1 protein-coding gene is annotated in these 1231 nt (G+C 70.3%); it reads left to right on the top strand.

The annotated features are described in order from the left end of the window. Positions 1-420: 420 nt before the first annotated feature. Positions 421-966 (top strand): MarR family winged helix-turn-helix transcriptional regulator, encoded by a 546-nt coding sequence (locus tag D7X74_RS41980; protein WP_120538469.1) that lies wholly within the window; start codon positions 421-423, stop codon positions 964-966. Positions 967-1231: the final 265 nt, after the last annotated feature.

Below are 1231 nucleotides of genomic sequence, written 5' to 3'. Positions count from 1 at the left end.
GGCGAGTCCGGGCAGGAGGCGGGCGTGGGGGGCCACTCGTGAAGTGGGCCTGGGCGTGGGTGCTGGGCTGCGTGCTGATGGCACCGGGGCTGTCCGAAGCCGCCCGCCACGAACCCATGACAAACACAACCCTCGGTTGATTCAGGCTCGCGAGGGCCGCCGCTCCCGGGCACCGGCATGCCAGGGGGTGGCGGCCCTCCTTTCGCGCCCTTGGACTTTTCCAGGGAGCCCCGGGATGACACACCCGGACAGCCTGGACGGATGACCCGCGCCGGTGACGCCAGTCCCACCCCCAGGCGAGCGGCCCCGTCTTGCGGCGGGCAATGCTTCCGGATTTTGGTGGAACTGGCAGGCCGACGCGCTAGGACACGCCACCATGTCGCGAAGACAGGGAGGCCGTAGGTGAAGGAGGATGCATCCATGAAGGACGCACAAGCCCCGGAGTCAGAAGGTCCGGACGGCGGTAGGTCCCGGGTGCCACAACTCGGTGAAGTGCTGGAGTTCATGCGCCTGCTGTGGGCCGTGGATCACGGACTTCAATCCACCTCCAAGCGGATGGAGTCCACGCTGGGGCTGACCGGCCCACAGCGGCTCGTCATCCGGCTGGTCGGACGCTTCCCGGGCATCACCGCCGGCACGCTCGCGCAGATCCTCCACGTCCACCCCAGCACCCTCACCGGCGTGCTCAAGCGGCTGGAGAAGCGAGGCCTGCTGGAGCGCAAGTCGGATCCGCTCGACGGTCGCAAGGCGCTCTTCGCGCTCACCGATGCCGGCCGCACGCTGGACGTGCCCTCCGAAGGCACCGTGGAGTCCGCCGTACAGCGCGTGCTCGCTCGCATGCCCCGCGACCGCATCGTCTTCACCCAGGAAGTGCTCACCGCGCTCGCGGAAGAGCTGGGCGGCATTCCCATGGCCGAGGACGGCGTCCCCGCCATTCCCACCGCCGGCCCCACCGCCGAGGGCTGAAGCCCCCCTGCCCTCCTGTCGTCCCAGCGGGACGGGAGGGCCCGGGTCTCGCCCCGCGTTGCTTCCCAGACCCTGTCCTCCGCCCCTCCTTCCTGCGGCGGACAGAGCCCGGTCCCGTCCCACTTCCCTCGGCAGATGCCCGCGCGAAGTCCGCGGGAGTGCGTCACAATTGGGAAATAGCCGGCCCCGCCCGGGGTTGGCTCGCGACCGACGAGCGGACGAGACAGCGTGAACCTCGAGACACCGCAGAGCCCAGGCCCCGAGC

Origin of the sequence: Corallococcus sp. CA047B, from assembly GCF_003612065.1 — a bacterium.
GTDB lineage: Bacteria > Myxococcota > Myxococcia > Myxococcales > Myxococcaceae > Corallococcus > Corallococcus praedator.
The sequence above is the reverse complement of the archived record's forward strand: the minus strand, read 5'-3'. Positions and strand labels throughout refer to the sequence as shown.

What these genes read in the sequence shown, in the direction of transcription:
- D7X74_RS41980 (WP_120538469.1), top strand. Translation starts at nt 421, where the DNA reads ATGAAGGACGCACAAGCCCCGGAGTCAGAAGGTCCGGACGGCGGTAGG.